Genomic DNA, 13,359 nt, shown 5'->3' with positions numbered 1-13,359 from the left:
CGGTCCGCCGCCTTGAAATCATGCGCGGGGCCCTGATCGGGCGTGCCGCGGCCGGCGATCATGTAGGTGGCGACGGTCCAGGGCGCGCCGGCAAAACCGATCAGGGCGGTCTGCGCAGGCAGATTGCGCGACAGGATCTTCACCGTCTCATAGACGGGATGCAGCCTGTCATGGATCGCATCGGCCGGCCGAAGGTCTGCCGCGCCCGCCGCGCTGGTGATCGTCGAGAGGCGCGGCCCCTCGCCGGCGACAAACCACAGATCCGCGCCAAGCGCCTGCGGCACCAGCAGAATATCGGCGAAGAGGATCGCGGCGTCGAAGCCGAACCGCCGGATCGGTTGCAGCGTCACCTCGGCCGCCAGCTCGGGATTGTAGCACAGCGACAGGAAATCGCCCGCTCGGGCGCGCGTCGCGCGATATTCCGGCAGATAGCGCCCGGCCTGACGCATCATCCAGATCGGCGGGACGGGCAGCGCCTCACCGGCCAGCGCGCGCAGCAGCAACTTGGTCATGGGACCTCCTTTGCGGCCCTTCAAGGCGAGGGTGCGGGCGTTGTCAAGCGCGCGTCCGACCGCTATGGCGGGCGCATGACACAGATGCCCGACCCCTCGCAGCCCCTGAAGATCGGCACCCGCGGCTCGGTCCTGGCGCTGGCGCAGGCGCATGAGACGCGCGCCCGCCTGATGGCCGTCCACGATCTGCCGGCCGAGGCGTTCGAGATCGTCGTGATCAGGACCACCGGCGACCGGATCACCGACCGCCCGCTGAAAGAAATCGGCGGCAAGGGCCTGTTCACGCGTGAGATCGAAGAGGCGCTGTCTGCGGGCCGGATCGACATCGCGGTCCATTCGATGAAGGACATGCCGACGCTTCAGCCCGAGGGAATGCTGATCGATTGCCTGCTGCCACGCGAGGATGTCCGCGACGCCTTCGTGTCCCCGCACGTTGCCTCGATCCAGGATCTGCCGCAGGGCGCGGTGGTCGGTTCTTCCAGCCTGCGCCGGCGGGCGCAGTTGGCGCATCGGCGACCCGATCTGCATCTGGTCGAGTTTCGCGGCAACGTCCAGACCCGGCTGCGGAAGCTGGAAGAGGGCGTGGCGGTTGCGACCTTTCTCGCCATGGCCGGCTTGCGACGGCTGGACATGCTGCATGTGGCGCGCGGGCCGATCGATCCGGCCGAAATGCTTCCCGCGGTGGCGCAGGGCGCCATCGGCGTCGAGCGCCGGGCCGGCGATGACGCGACCGCGACACTCCTGCGTGCCATCCATGATGTCGAAACCGGTCAGCGCATCGCTGCCGAACGCGCCTTCCTCGCGCGCCTGGACGGATCCTGCCAGACGCCGATCGCAGGTCTGGCCGAGCTGAGCGGATCGCGACTGACCCTGCGCGGAGAAATCCTGCGCCCGGACGGCGCCGAGGCGTTCAGCGGCAGCCGTAAAGGCGAAATTCCCGACGGCCCGGCGATGGGGGCCGACCTGGCCGAGGAATTGCTGTCGCGTGCCGGCCGGGGCTTTCTGGAACATCTGTGAGCGGCAGAGGCCATGCCGCAAGGCCGGGACAGCCAGCCTGAGGACACGAACCCACCCGGCAGTCAGCTTGTGACAGGCCAGACCGATGCGAGCGGTCGCAATGCGGCCCTTCGCGGGCGATCAGCCAAGGGTGCCGCGCCGCGATCCCTCAATAGCTGCGGATCAGGCCGACGAGGCGGCCCTGCACGCGGACACTTTCCTCGGGCAGGATGCGGGTTTCGTAGGCAGGGTTTGCCGCCTCCAGCGCGATCATCGCGCCGCGCCGGCGATAGCGTTTCAGCGTCGCCTCATGGCCTTCGACCAGGGCGACGATGATGTCACCGTTCTCTGCGCTGTCCTGTTCGCGAATCACCACGACGTCGCCGTCGTTGATCCCCGCCTCGATCATCGAATCGCCCTTGACCTCCAGTGCGTAATGATGGTCGCGACCCGTCAGCATCGTGCCGGGCACCGAGACATGGTGCGAAATTTCGGAAATCGCCTCGATCGGGACGCCCGCCGCGATCCGGCCCATCAGCGGCAATGCGACGGCCGCGCTGTCCACGATGTCCATCGCGCCGCGCGGACGGCCCGGACGATCATTCGAGATGACGCGGGGCGAGAATCCGGCCGCAGCTTTCGGGGTGTCCCCGTCCGTCCCCGCCAGCGCATCCGGCAGGCGCAGGATTTCCAGCGCGCGGGCACGATGGGGAAGACGCCGGATGAAGCCACGTTCCTCAAGCGCCGTCACCAGCCGGTGGATGCCGGATTTTGAGCGCAGATCCAGCGCATCCTTCATCTCGTCGAAAGAGGGCGGGACACCGTCGCGCGCCATGCGCTTCTGAATGAATTCCAGCAGCTGGATTTGTTTCCTGGTCAGCATCGGCCCGTCCTTGCCCCGAAGTGTTCCGCGAATGTTCTAGCCGATCGGCCGAATCGCGTCAACAATCTGCGCGCATCGTGATGAAAAATCGGTTAAGGCTCAGCGGCGAAGCGGCAGAAAGCAGACCACGTCGCCGGCCCTGCGGGCGGGGTCGCCGGCGGGCCTGACCAGCAGGGCGTCAGCCTGCGCCATCAGCGACAGGCGGGCGGAATCCTGGTCGCGGAACGGATTGATCAGCGGCAGGTCAGGCCCGTCTTCAAGGCCGGCCCGCAGGTAATGCTGGCGATCGCCCTCGGGGGCCAGATCGCGGGCAAGACGGGCGCGTCCGATGCGGTGTCCCGCATCCAGCCCCTGCATCCGAAGGATCAGAGGTTGCATGAACAAAATTCCGCAAACAATTGCAGAAACAGGATTTCCTGGTAGTCCAAGCATGGCGGACCGGCTGATTGTTCCGGCCATCAGCGGTTTTCCGGGCCGCATCGCGATCTTGTAGAAGGCGCGGTCCATGCCCAGGTCGGCCGCGACCTTGCCGACCAGATCATGATCTCCGACCGAGGCGCCGCCGATGGTGACGATCAGATCGGCATCCGCGGCCGAGGCCAGGCTGTCGCGCAGGCTGGCCTCGCTGTCTCGCGCGATGGGCAGGATCCGCGGCACGGCGCCTGCCTCGGCGGCCAGCGCGGCGATGGCGAGATCGTTGGAACTGACGATCTGGCCGGGCTGCGGCATCTGACCCGGCCGGACCAGTTCGTCGCCGCCCGCGAGAATCGCGACGCGGGGCTGGTCTGCGACGACCACCTGCGGAACATTCATCGCTGCCAGCAAGCCGATATCGGCCGCCGTCAGCTTTCGCCCGGATGGCAGCACATCACCTTCTGCGAAATCGCCGCCGCGCAGGCGGATATGGGTGGCATCGCTGCGTGTGGCAACGCTGAGGCTGTCGCCCTCGCGGACGGTGTTTTCCTGCATCACGACGCGATCATAGCCGGGCGGAACGGGTGCGCCGGTAAAGATGCGGATGGCGGTTCCGGGCACGGCCTCGCCCGACCATGGATGGCCCGCGGCAGAGGTGCCGACGACGCGCAGCGGCCCGTCCAGATCGCGCGAGCGCAGCGCATAGCCGTCCATTGCGGCGGCATCGAAAGGCGGTTGGGTCAGACGCGCGCGCGCCGGCTCCAGCAGCGCGCGGCCCGCGGCGCGTTCCAGCGGAACCAGATCCGGCCGCGGCGCCGGAGCCAGCGCGAGAACGCGCGACAGGGCCTCATCGACGGGGATCACGGGCGGGCCTCGTAGAGACCGGACTTGCCGCCTTCCTTGCGCAGCAGGCGGATGGCGTCGATCCGCATGTCCTTCTGCGCCGCCTTCAGCATGTCGTAGATCGTCAGGCAGGCGACGGTGACGGCGGTCAGGGCCTCCATCTCGACGCCGGTGCGGCCGGTTGTGCGGACGGTCGCCGTGACGCGGATGCCGGGAAGATCCGGATCCGGCGTCAGATCAAGTGCGACCCTGGCGATGGGCAGGGGATGGCACAACGGGATCAGGTCGGCTGTGCGCTTGGCCGCCATGATTCCGGCCAGACGCGCAACGCCCATCACATCGCCCTTCTTGGTCCCGTCCTGGGCCAGGGCCAGCGTTTCGGGCGCCATGATCACACAACCCTCGGCCACTGCCTCGCGCGCTGTGTCCGGCTTGCCCGAGACATCGACCATATGCGCCTGTCCGGCCTTGTCGAAATGGGTCAGGCTCATGGCGCGGCGGCCTTGGCGGTGTCGAGGATGGCCCGCGTCGCCGCAGCCACGTCGTCCTGCCGCATCAGGCTTTCACCGATCAGGAAACGCGATGCGCCGACAGCCATCATCCGTGCCAGATCGGACGAGGTGAAAAGGCCGCTTTCGCAAACCAGATCGCGGCCCGCGGGGATGCGCGGGGCCAGATCGCGGGTCACGTCCAGCGTCACCTCGAAGGTCCGCAGATTGCGGTTGTTGACCCCGATCAGCGGCGATGCCAGCCGCAGCGCGCGGTCCAGCTCCGCCGCGTCGTGGACCTCGATCAGCGCGTCCATGCCCCAATGGCGGGCAGCATCCTCAAGCTCGGCGGCCAGCGCGTCATCGACCGAAGCCATGATGATCAGGATGCAATCGGCGCCCCAGGCACGAGCCTCGGCGACCTGATAGGTGTCGTGGAGAAAATCCTTGCGCAAGACCGGCAGGTCGCAGGCCGCGTGCGCGTCTGCCAGATAATCGGGCGCGCCCTGGAAACTGGGCGCGTCGGTCAGGACCGACAGGCAGGCGGCGCCCCCCGCGGCATAGGCGCGGGCCAGCGAGGGCGGGTCGAAATCGGGGCGGATCAGGCCCTTGGACGGACTGGCCTTCTTGATTTCGGCAATCAGGGCGGGGCCGGTCGCGGCCCTCGCGGTCAGCGCGGCGGCGAAACCGCGCGGTGCCGGCGCGGCGCGGGCGGCGTCTTCGATTTCGGCAAGCGGACGGGCGGCCTTGGCGGCCGCGATCTCGTCCAGTTTGTAGGCCTTGATCGTGTCGAGAATATCCATGGATTGCTTCTAGCCTTGCCGGGGCGACGAGGGAAGAGCGTGCGGCTTCGCCCAGTCGATCGGGGTCCGGCCCTGCCTCTCCAGCCAGCGATTGATATGGCCGAAGGGGCGGCTGCCGAAAAAGCCGCGCCGCGCCGACAGCGGTGAAGGATGCGCGGTGGCGATGACCAGATCCTGCTTGCGCGGCAGGCCGGACGCAGCCCTCTGTGCATGGGCGCCCCAGAGCACGAAGGCGAGGGGGCCGTGTTTCTGCGCCTCGGCCATGGCGTCGCGGGCCAGGGCCTGCCAACCCCATCCGGCATGGGCGCCGGCCTGGCCGGGCAGCACCGACAGCGCGGTATTCAGCAACAGAACCCCCTGTTCGGCCCAGGCCGACAGATCGCCCGTGGCCGGGGCCGCGCCCAGATCGTCGCGAAGTTCGGCGAAGATGTTTTTCAGGCTGCGCGGCACGGCGATGCCGGGCGCGACCGAAAAGGCAAGCCCGTTGGCATGGCCCGGCGTCGGGTAGGGATCCTGCCCCAGGATGACCACCCGGACCTGATGCGGCGAAATCGCATCGAGGGCCGCAAAAAGCCGGTCGGGGCCGGGCAACCAGCCATCCGCCCTATCCAGCCGGTCGCGGATGCCGGGCCATGTCTGCTGAAAGAAGGGCAGATGCGCCCAGGGCGCCGGCGGAATCACGTTTCGGGCGGCGGGCCGGTGACGGCGGCAAGCTGTTTCAGCTTTGCTCGGGCCGCGCCGCTGTCGATGGATCGGGCCGCCATCGCGGCCCCTTCGCGAAGGTCGGCCACCTTGTCCGCCACCAGCAGTGCTGCCGCCGCGTTCAGCAGAACGGCGTCGCGATAGGCGCTTTCGGCGCCGTCCAGCAGGGCGATGAATGCCTTCGCGTTGTCGCGCGGCTCGCCGCCGATGATCGCCGCGAATGGGTGGCGTGGCAGGCCGGCATCTTCGGGCGTGATGGTGAATTCGGTGATGCCGCCATCCTTCAGGGCGGCGACATGGCTTTCGCCCGCGATGCTCAGTTCATCCGTGCCGTCGCCGCCATGGACCAGCCAGGCCGCATCCGAACCCAGATCGCGCAGCACTTCGGCCATGGGGCGGATCCATTGCGCTGAAAATGCGCCGGTCAACTGCCGGCGGACCGAGGCGGGATTGGTCAGCGGGCCAAGCAGGTTGAACACCGTTCGCGTGCCCAGTTCGGTGCGCGGCGGACCGACGTGGCGCATGGCCGGGTGATGCATGGGCGCCATCATGAAGCAGATGCCCGCAACATCCAGCGCCTGTTGCGCCACGGCGGGACCGCCCATCACGTTGATCCCCATCTGCGTCAGCGCGTCCGCCGCGCCCGATTTCGAGGACAGGTTCCGGTTGCCATGCTTGGCCACCGTCACGCCCGCGCCGGCCACCACGAAGGCCGCCGCGGTCGAGATGTTCAACGTGCCCTTGCCGTCGCCTCCGGTGCCGACGATATCCATCGCCCCGGCCGGCGCGTGGACCCGGTTCATCCGCTTGCGCATGGCGCGGGCGGCGGCGGCGATTTCGTCCACGGTCTCGCCGCGCACGCGCAGCGCCATCAGCAGACCGCCGATCTGTGCCGGCGTCGCGGCGCCGTCGAACAGCGCCGCAAAGGCCGTCTCGGCCTCGGTTCCGGTCAGCGGCCGGGTCGCGGCGATGCCGATCAGCGGACGGATGTCGGTGCTCATGCGGCGGCTTTCGTCCGGCAGCGGGTCAGAAAGTTGCGGATCATGTCATGGCCATGTTCCGAGGCGATCGATTCGGGGTGGAACTGGACACCCTCGATGGGCAGGTCGGCATGGATCAGGCCCATGATCGTACCGTCATCCGAGGTCGCGGTGACGCGCAGGCATTCGGGCAGGCTTTCGGGCTGGACGGTCAGCGAATGATAGCGTGTGGCCTTCAGCGGCGAGGGCAGGCCGGCGAAGACGCCGCTGCCGTCATGGTCGATGGCGTCCACCTTGCCATGCAGGATGCGATTGGCGCGCACGATCCTGCCGCCGAAAGCCTCGCCGATGGCCTGATGGCCAAGACAGACGCCCAGCAGGGGAATCCGGCGCCCGGCTGCCGCGCGGATCAGGTCGAGACAAATCCCCGCCTGCGCCGGATCGCAGGGACCGGGCGAGATCACGATGCCGTCAGGATCCATCGACAGCGCCTCGTCCACGCCGATACGGTCGTTGCGGTGGACGGCCACCTCGGCCCCGGCCTCGCCCAGATAATGCACGAGGTTCCAGGTGAAGCTGTCGTAATTGTCGATCAGAAGGATCATCGGGCGGCCTCGGGCTGGTGCGGTTCGGGGGCGGTTCCCCCTTGCGGGCGGGTTCGTTATAGATGGGCCAAAGCGCGCCGGGGGGTCAAGCCCGGCCGGGACGTGAAGGGGCGCATGGCACGCGGTTTCTGGACAGGTTTGCTGCATGGTGGCGTCGTCAGCGCCGCCGGTCTGGTCGCGCTGTCGTTGGCGCTGCCATTGCCGGGCACGGCCCCACCCGCGACGAACCCACCCGAAACCGCCGGCTCCGTGCCGCAGGACGGGGCCGCCAAACCCGCGCAGGCGACGGGCGACGGGCCCGCCTCGGCCGATGCCGTCTCTGCCGAACCTGTCTCTCGGGAAGCCGAGACCCGCGAATCCGGGGCCCGCGCATCCGAGGCGGACGGATCCGGGCAGGCCCGGACGCCGACGCCACCGGACGATGCCGGACCGACCGAACGGGCGTCAGCCACGCCCGCGCCGGATCGGCCGCAGGCCGAAGGCGCGCCCTCGGCTGGGGCGGTGGATCTGCCGGTGGGTTCGGAATTCGGGCGCGGCGGCGATCTTGCGCCGCAGATGCCCGCGCCGCTGGCCGTGCCGGGGTCGCGGATGCGGCAATCCGAGGCTCCGGCCGTTGCCGCACCCGCCGCCGAACCCGCACCCGTCGCCCTGACCGGCGACAACCGCCGGCCACAGACCGAACCGGCCCGGGGCCCCGCTCTTGCCAGCCCCGAGGATGACGCGGGCGACGCGCCGGACCTGACGCGGCCCGATGCGATTTCGGCGCCCGCCGCGCCAGCGGTGCCCAGGATGGCGGGGGCCGGCGCGCAGGACGAAGCACCGGCCCGCCCGACCGCCTCGCAGGGGGATGCCGCGCGAACTGCGCCCGCCCGGCCAGCCGATGAAACCGCGCCGGACGCAGCCGCTGTCACGCCTGCCGCGACAGCCGAGTCCGTGCCGCAGCCCGCCAACGTCGATCCTGCGGCGGCCGGATCCCGGTCCGATGCCGCCGATCCTGCCGTGTCAGGCGGATCGGATGCCGTGGCGCCGTCGATGCCGCAGCCGTCGCTGGATCTGTCGCTGCCGCCCGACCTTTCCGATCTGCGCAGCCTGGAGCGTGACTGACATGATGCCGCTGAACCCCGCCCTTGCGGGCACCTTTCCGCCGCCGGTGATGGAGGCGCGGCGCTGGTTGCAGGATGCGGACTTCCCGCCAGACCGTCCGCTGATCAATGTCAGCCAGGCCGCGCCGGTAGAGCCGCCGCCGCAAGGACTTTGCCGCGCCATCGCCGAGGCCGCGCTGAACCGCCCCGAGGCGCATCTCTATGGCCCGGTCCTGGGCAATGCCGATCTGCGCGCCGCCGTGGCGTCGGAATTCGCGCGCGCCTATGGCGGCCGGGTCGCGCCGGATGAGGTGGCGATCACCCAGGGCTGCAATCAGGCCTTCTGCGCCGCAATGGCCACGCTGGCCGGGCAGGGGGACGAGGTGATCCTGCCGGCGCCGTGGTATTTCAATCACAAGATGTGGCTGGACATGCAGGGCGTGATCACGCGCCCCTTGCCCTGCCGCCAGGACATGTTGCCCGATCCGGCCGAGGCCGCAGAACTGATCGGTCCCCGCACGAAAGCCATCGTGCTGGTCACGCCGAACAATCCTTCGGGTGCGGAATATCCCGCGGATCTGGTCGCGGCCTTCTTCGATCTGGCGCAGCGGCGCGGCCTGGCGCTGGTGCTTGACGAGACCTATCGCGATTTCGACAGCCGCACTGGCGCCCCTCATGACCTGCTGCGCCGCGCAGAGCGGGACCAGACGCTGATCCAGCTTTACAGTTTTTCCAAGGCCTACCGGCTGACCGGCCACCGCGTCGGCGCGATGATCGCCTCGACGGCGCGGCTGCGCGAGGTCGAGAAATTCCTCGATACGGTGGCCATCTCGACCTCGCAGCTTGGCCAGATCGGTGCCCTGTGGGGGATCGAGAACCTGCGCGACTGGCTGGCCGGCGAACGCGATGCGATCCTGGCGCGGCGCGCGGCGGCAGTGGCGGCAATGTCGGATCTGCCGGGCTGGCGGCTGAAAAGCGCCGGGGCCTATTTCGCCTGGGTGGAACATCCCTTCGCCGAGAGTTCCGCCGACCTGGCCCCCCGGCTGGTGCGCGGGGCCGGTGTGCTGGCGCTTCCCGGCACGATGTTCGTGCCCCGCGGCGATGCCGAGGGCGCGCGGCATTTCCGCCTGGCCTTCGCCAATGTCGATGCGGACGGAATCGCCCATCTTGCCGAAAGACTGGCGGGTTTCGGCGGCTGACAGGCTTGTGGCGGGGGCGCGCGCGTCCTAGAACCGGCAGCGACACGACATGACGGAAGGCCGGGCCATGAAGAACCTGCGCACACACGGTAAATCCACGATCGTCTGGTTGCTTCTGGGCCTCATGGTGCTGGGCCTGGGCGGCTTCGGGGTGACCAGCTTCTCGGGCGGTTCGTCCGAGATCGGCTCGGTCGGCGAGACCAAGGTCACGGCCGAGGAATATGCGCGCGCTTTGCGCGGGCAGATGATCGCGATCCAGCAGCAGACCGGCCAGCCGCTGACCATGGCACAGGCGCAATCCCTGGGTCTTCAGCAATCGGTTCAGGCGCAGCTTTTCACCGCCGCCGCGCTGGAGGAACAGGCCCGCCGCATGGGCGTTTCCGTCGGCGACGAGGCAGTTCGCCAGACGATCCTCGGCGCGGAGGCCTTCAAGGGTCCGAACGGCAAATTCGATCGCACCGCCTATTCCCAGGCGTTGCGGCGCGAGAGCATGGCCGAAAGCGACTTCGAGGACGAGGTCCGCAAGGACGAGGCCAGGCTGATGATTCAGCGCGCCGTGGCCGGCGGCGTGGTCGCGCCCCAGGCCATGGTGGATCGCGCCGCCGCCTGGATTCTGGAAGCACGCGATCTGTCCTGGGCCGAGTTGACCGCCGAGGATCTTCCCGCCGCCATCGAGGAACCCGACGAAAAGACGCTGAAGGCCTGGCACCAGGCCAATGCCGACCGCTTCACCGCGCCCGAGGCGCGCAAGATCACCTATGTCTGGTTGACCCCCGAGATGATGTCGGATCAGGTCAAGCTGGACGAAGCGGCCCTGCGCGCGGTCTATGACGAGCGCATCGACGAATTCCAGCAACCCGAGCGGCGACTGGTCAGCCGGCTGGTCTTTCCGTCCGAGGCCGAGGCAAAGGCCGCCAAGGATCAGATCGACGCGGGCACCCAGCCATTCGAAGCCTTCGTGATACAGCGCGGCCTGACAATGGATAGTATCGATCTGGGCGAGATGACCAGACAGCAGCTCGGCGCGGCCGGCGACGCGGTTTTCGCGCTTGACGGACCGGGCGTGGTCGGTCCGGTCCAGACCGATCTGGGACCGGCCCTCTTTTCGATGAACGCGATCCTCGACCCGATCAACATTTCCTTCGATGAGGCCAAGCCCGATCTGCGCCAGGAGGCCGCCATCGACCGCGCGCAACGCATGATCGACGATAATTCGGCCGATTACGAGGACATGCTGGCCGGTGGCGCGACGCTGGAAGAGGTCGCCCAGCAGACGCCGATGGAACTGGGCCAGATCGACTGGGTGGCGGGCGAGACGCCGGGCCCGGGCGGCATCGACGGCTATCAGGCATTCCGCGACCGCGCCGAGGCGGTCAGCGAAAGCGACTTTCCCGAAATCGAACGGCTGGATGATGGCGGCATTTTCGCGCTGCGTCTGGACGAGGTGGTGCCCGCGACGCTGAAGCCCTTCGAGGCGGTGCGCGACGCGGTCGCCGAGGATTGGCGCCTTGCCGAAACCAGGCGTCAGCTTCTGGCCCTTGCCGAGGAGGAAAAGCTCAGGGCCAGCGCGGCGGCCGAACCCGGTGCGGAACCGCAGCCGCTGCAGGGCGCGGGCGGAGTGGTGCAGAATTCGGGCCCGGCGCCGAATGCTGCCGGGGACAATGCCGCGGCTGATCCGGCGACGCAGGATCCGGCACCGCTGGAATGGACCTCGCAGACCGGTCTGACGCGCGACGGCTGGATCGACAACCTGCCCCGGCAGGTGGTTGCACAGGCCTTTGCCCTGAAGGAACCCGGCGAGATCGAGGTCGTCGATGCCGATGAGCGTGTTTTTCTGGTCCGTCTGGACGCGGTGCAGAAGGCCGATCTGGACAGCGAGGACGCGCGTGGCGTGAAGAATGCCATCGCATCGCGGATGGGGCAGTCCCTGCAGGACGACATCTTCGACTATTATTCCCGCGCGGCCCAACGGCAGGGCGGTCTTCAGATCAACCAGCAGGCGATCAATGCCATCAACGCACAGGTCCAGTGATGGAGCTTTCGCCTGAATTTCCCGCCTTCGAGGCGGGCTGGAAATCCGGGCATAATCAATTGGTGACGATCCGGCTGGCCGCCGATCTGGACACGCCGGTCAGCCTGATGCTGAAACTGGCCGAGGCCGCGCCGATGTCCTTCATGCTCGAATCGGTGACGGGGGGCGAGGTCCGCGGACGGTATTCCATCGTCGGCATGAAGCCCGACCTGATCTGGGATTGCCGCGACGGCCAGGCGCGGATCAACCGCCAGGCGCGCTTTTCCGACGAATATCAGCGCGACGACCGGCCCGCGCTGGACAGTCTGCGGGCGCTGATCTCGGAAAGCCGGATCGCCGAGATGCCCGAGGATGTGCCCCCGGTCGCGGCGGGCCTTTTCGGCTATCTCGGATACGACATGATCCGGCTGGTCGAGGATCTGCCGAACGTCAATCCCGACCCTCTGGATCTGCCCGACGCGATGCTGATGCGGCCCTCGGTCGTCGCGGTCCTGGACGGCGTGAAGGGCGAGGTGACGCTGTGCGCGCCTGCCTGGCACGATGGCAGCGACAATGCCCGCGCCGCCTATGCCCGCGCCGCCGAACGGGTGATGGATGCCCTGCGCTCGCTGGACCGGCAACCGTCCGAGCCGCGCGCCCTGGGCCACGACACCAAGATCGGCGAGCCGGTGTCGAACTTTGCCAAAGCGGATTATCTGGCGGCGGTCGAGAAGGCCAGGGAATACATCCGCGCGGGCGACATCTTTCAGGTCGTGCCCTCGCAACGCTGGCGGATGGCGTTCCCTCTGCCGCCCTTCGCGCTGTACCGGTCGCTGCGCCGCACCAATCCCTCGCCCTTCATGTTCTTCCTGAACATGGGCGGATTTCAGATCGTGGGCGCCAGTCCCGAAATCCTCGTGCGTCTGCGCGACGGCGAGGTGACGATACGACCCATCGCCGGAACCCGACCGCGCGGGGCGAACGAGGCCGAGGACCGCGCGCTGGAGGCCGAACTTCTGGGCGATCAGAAAGAGCTGGCCGAACATCTGATGCTGCTGGATCTGGGCCGCAACGATGTCGGTCGTGTCGCCAGAACCGGCACTGTCCGTCCCACCGAGCAATTCACCATCGAGCGCTACAGCCACGTCATGCATATCGTGTCGAATGTCGTGGGAGAATTGCGCGAAGGCGAGGATGGCTTGTCAGCGTTGCTGGCGGGTCTGCCGGCGGGCACGGTTTCGGGGGCGCCCAAGGTCCGCGCGATGCAGATCATCGACGAACTGGAGCCCGAAAAGCGCGGCGTCTATGCCGGTGCGGTCGGCTATTTCGCCGGCAATGGCGAGATGGACATGTGCATCGCCTTGCGGACCGGGGTGGTCAAGGACGGCTCGCTTTACATTCAGGCGGGCGGCGGGGTGGTCTATGACAGCGATCCCGAGGCCGAATTCCAGGAAACCGTGAACAAGAGCCGCGCCCTGCAACGCGCCGCCGAAAGTGCATCGCGGTTCGTGCGCGGCGGAAACGGCTAGCGGGTCGCTTGCGGCGCAACCGCGTGCTGCATGACCGGGCCGGCCCCGGTTGGCGCATGGCTGACCGATCGCTTGCGGCGCAACCGCGATCGCAAAAAAAAACGGCCCCGAAGGGCCGCTTCAATCATTACCTAACCGCAGGCCCTAGTTGCTGGCCGGCTTCTCTTCGGTCGTCATGCCGCCATCTGCCGGCGCCATGCCATCGGCCGGGGCCGCTGCACCATCTGCCGGCGCAGCACCATCAGCCGGAGCCGCTGCCGGATCAGCCGGAGCCGCTGCCGGGTCGGCCGGAGCCGCTGCCGGATCGGCCGG

General features: G+C 68.3%; 13 protein-coding genes. 5 read left to right on the top strand and 8 right to left on the bottom strand.

Annotated features, from left to right (window positions below; translation table 11 throughout):
* Positions 1 to 512 (bottom strand): uroporphyrinogen decarboxylase family protein (locus B4L36_RS13840; RefSeq protein ID WP_292958324.1); only part of this gene is annotated, 512 nt, incomplete at its 3' end.
* 75 nt (positions 513 to 587) lie between these two features.
* Here B4L36_RS13840 and hemC point away from each other — a divergent pair.
* On the top strand, positions 588 to 1,529 hold the full coding sequence (hemC, locus tag B4L36_RS13835) for a hydroxymethylbilane synthase (protein ID WP_292958322.1): 942 nt from the start codon (positions 588 to 590) through the stop codon (positions 1,527 to 1,529).
* 148 nt (positions 1,530 to 1,677) lie between these two features.
* Here hemC and lexA read toward each other — a convergent pair whose 3' ends face one another.
* The 7 genes from lexA to B4L36_RS13800 all read right to left on the bottom strand — a co-directional run bounded on the left by lexA (position 1,678) and on the right by B4L36_RS13800 (position 7,226).
* Positions 1,678 to 2,391 carry a transcriptional repressor LexA gene (lexA, locus tag B4L36_RS13830; protein WP_292958320.1) on the bottom strand — a complete coding sequence of 238 codons (714 nt, stop codon included), beginning with the start codon at positions 2,389 to 2,391 and terminating at the stop codon, positions 1,678 to 1,680.
* Positions 2,392 to 2,490: 99 nt separating this feature from the next.
* Positions 2,491 to 3,669, bottom strand: coding sequence for a gephyrin-like molybdotransferase Glp (gene glp, locus B4L36_RS13825; protein WP_292958318.1), 1,179 nt, complete (start codon positions 3,667 to 3,669; stop codon positions 2,491 to 2,493).
* Positions 3,666 to 4,139 carry a cyclic pyranopterin monophosphate synthase MoaC gene (gene moaC / locus B4L36_RS13820; protein WP_292958316.1) on the bottom strand — a complete coding sequence of 158 codons (474 nt, stop codon included), beginning with the start codon at positions 4,137 to 4,139 and terminating at the stop codon, positions 3,666 to 3,668. The genes glp and moaC overlap by 4 nt, the downstream gene beginning before the upstream one ends.
* Positions 4,136 to 4,939 (bottom strand): indole-3-glycerol phosphate synthase TrpC, encoded by an 804-nt coding sequence (gene trpC, locus B4L36_RS13815; RefSeq protein WP_292958314.1) that lies wholly within the window; start codon positions 4,937 to 4,939, stop codon positions 4,136 to 4,138. The genes moaC and trpC overlap by 4 nt, the downstream gene beginning before the upstream one ends.
* Positions 4,940 to 4,948: 9 nt before the next feature.
* On the bottom strand, positions 4,949 to 5,620 hold the full coding sequence (locus tag B4L36_RS13810; RefSeq protein ID WP_292958312.1) for a uracil-DNA glycosylase: 672 nt from the start codon (positions 5,618 to 5,620) through the stop codon (positions 4,949 to 4,951).
* On the bottom strand, positions 5,617 to 6,642 hold the full coding sequence (trpD, locus tag B4L36_RS13805) for an anthranilate phosphoribosyltransferase (protein ID WP_292958310.1): 1,026 nt from the start codon (positions 6,640 to 6,642) through the stop codon (positions 5,617 to 5,619). The genes B4L36_RS13810 and trpD overlap by 4 nt, the downstream gene beginning before the upstream one ends.
* Positions 6,639 to 7,226 carry an anthranilate synthase component II gene (locus B4L36_RS13800; RefSeq protein ID WP_292958308.1) on the bottom strand — a complete coding sequence of 196 codons (588 nt, stop codon included), beginning with the start codon at positions 7,224 to 7,226 and terminating at the stop codon, positions 6,639 to 6,641. The genes trpD and B4L36_RS13800 overlap by 4 nt, the downstream gene beginning before the upstream one ends.
* A 114-nt stretch (positions 7,227 to 7,340) precedes the next feature.
* Here B4L36_RS13800 and B4L36_RS13795 point away from each other — a divergent pair, with 114 nt between their 5' ends.
* The 4 genes from B4L36_RS13795 to trpE all read left to right on the top strand — a co-directional run bounded on the left by B4L36_RS13795 (position 7,341) and on the right by trpE (position 13,047).
* Complete coding sequence (locus B4L36_RS13795) at positions 7,341 to 8,330, top strand: hypothetical protein (protein WP_292958306.1); 990 nt, start codon at positions 7,341 to 7,343, stop codon at positions 8,328 to 8,330.
* Position 8,331: 1 nt separating this feature from the next.
* Positions 8,332 to 9,507 (top strand): aminotransferase, encoded by a 1,176-nt coding sequence (locus B4L36_RS13790; protein WP_292958304.1) that lies wholly within the window; start codon positions 8,332 to 8,334, stop codon positions 9,505 to 9,507.
* Positions 9,508 to 9,574: 67 nt separating this feature from the next.
* Positions 9,575 to 11,539, top strand: coding sequence for a SurA N-terminal domain-containing protein (locus B4L36_RS13785; protein ID WP_292958302.1), 1,965 nt, complete (start codon positions 9,575 to 9,577; stop codon positions 11,537 to 11,539).
* Entirely contained in the window at positions 11,539 to 13,047 is a 1,509-nt protein-coding gene (trpE, locus tag B4L36_RS13780) for an anthranilate synthase component I (protein WP_292958300.1), read from the top strand. Before B4L36_RS13785 ends, trpE begins: the two co-directional genes overlap by 1 nt.
* Positions 13,048 to 13,359 lie beyond the last annotated feature (312 nt).

It is taken from the genome of Paracoccus sp. UBA889 (genome assembly GCA_002294185.1).
Classification (GTDB): Bacteria; Pseudomonadota; Alphaproteobacteria; order Rhodobacterales; family Rhodobacteraceae; genus Paracoccus.
The sequence above is the reverse complement of the archived record's forward strand: the minus strand, read 5'-3'. Positions and strand labels throughout refer to the sequence as shown.

Bases quoted from the DNA above. Each gene is read 5' to 3' on its own strand.
- trpE (WP_292958300.1), top strand. From the start codon at position 11,539: ATGGAGCTTTCGCCTGAATTTCCCGCCTTCGAGGCGGGCTGGAAATCC.
- lexA (WP_292958320.1), bottom strand. From the start codon at position 2,391: ATGCTGACCAGGAAACAAATCCAGCTGCTGGAATTCATTCAGAAGCGC.
- B4L36_RS13800 (WP_292958308.1), bottom strand. From the start codon at position 7,226: ATGATCCTTCTGATCGACAATTACGACAGCTTCACCTGGAACCTCGTG.
- B4L36_RS13785 (WP_292958302.1), top strand. From the start codon at position 9,575: ATGAAGAACCTGCGCACACACGGTAAATCCACGATCGTCTGGTTGCTT.
- trpC (WP_292958314.1), bottom strand. From the start codon at position 4,939: ATGGATATTCTCGACACGATCAAGGCCTACAAACTGGACGAGATCGCG.
- hemC (WP_292958322.1), top strand. From the start codon at position 588: ATGACACAGATGCCCGACCCCTCGCAGCCCCTGAAGATCGGCACCCGC.
- trpD (WP_292958310.1), bottom strand. From the start codon at position 6,642: ATGAGCACCGACATCCGTCCGCTGATCGGCATCGCCGCGACCCGGCCG.
- moaC (WP_292958316.1), bottom strand. From the start codon at position 4,139: ATGAGCCTGACCCATTTCGACAAGGCCGGACAGGCGCATATGGTCGAT.
- B4L36_RS13795 (WP_292958306.1), top strand. From the start codon at position 7,341: ATGGCACGCGGTTTCTGGACAGGTTTGCTGCATGGTGGCGTCGTCAGC.
- B4L36_RS13790 (WP_292958304.1), top strand. From the start codon at position 8,332: ATGATGCCGCTGAACCCCGCCCTTGCGGGCACCTTTCCGCCGCCGGTG.